This window comes from Paraburkholderia sp. RL18-085-BIA-A (assembly GCF_046027075.1).
Taxonomy (GTDB): Bacteria; Pseudomonadota; Gammaproteobacteria; order Burkholderiales; family Burkholderiaceae; genus Paraburkholderia.
In genome coordinates this window covers 1-712 of the sequence record NZ_JARESU010000539.1, presented here as the reverse complement: position 1 = coordinate 712, position 712 = coordinate 1, and the positions used below count along the sequence as shown (strand labels likewise).

The 712-nt window shown below is 59.6% G+C and carries 1 protein-coding gene and 1 pseudogene; both read right to left on the bottom strand.

Going from position 1 to position 712, the window contains the following annotated elements; all coding sequences use genetic code 11:
- A pseudogene (locus tag P0D89_RS53730) lies at positions 1-419 on the bottom strand (heavy metal sensor histidine kinase); the annotation flags it as partial.
- A partial coding sequence (locus P0D89_RS53725) for a winged helix-turn-helix domain-containing protein (RefSeq protein ID WP_408371422.1) occupies positions 416-712 on the bottom strand: 297 nt, incomplete at its 5' end. The pseudogene P0D89_RS53730 and the gene P0D89_RS53725, both read right to left, overlap by 4 nt.

Sequence of the window (712 nt, the reverse complement as noted above, 5' to 3'; positions counted from 1 at the left end):
TTTTCGTCGCCGAATACGCAGCGCGAAGGTCCTATGGACGGGGGAGAGCATGAATAAGGCAGCTGTTCTGCCGGATTGCCCGGCCCAATCGACTGCAAGCTCTGGTCCCGCCGGCCCGAGTCGGCCAATACTCTTCCTTGACCATCCAGTATGGCGAATGAGATTGCGGGATGCGTGAGCAATTCCTCGCGAAACAGGTCGCTATTGCTGCCGACCGCCGCCGCCGAGCCATATCCGCGAGCTGCCGCCAGAAACCCGTCGAGCTGGACCGAAATCTCGCTGTCGTCGCGGTGCATGAGTTGGCTCGACAGCGAATGATAGAGAAGGGCGCCGGCCAGCGAGAGCACCAATATGGCGACGATAGTGAAAGCGAGACTCAGACGCTTGAGCAGCGAGTACGCTCCGTCCGCGGCAGTCATGATCGCTCTTCCATCACATAGCCCATGCCACGGACCGTATGGAGCAGTTTCTTGTCGAATGGGTTGTCGATCTTCGCGCGCAGACGTCTGACGGCCACTTCAACGACGTTCGTATCGCTGTCGAAGTTCATGTCCCAGACGTGTGACGTGACGACTGAACGCGTGACCACTTCACCCTGCCTCTCGGCGAGGAGTTTCACAAGCGTGAATTCCTGCGCAGTCAGGTCGATGCGGACGTTACCGCGGCGCACACGGCGTCTGAGGAGGTCGATTTCCAGATCGCCGACACGCAA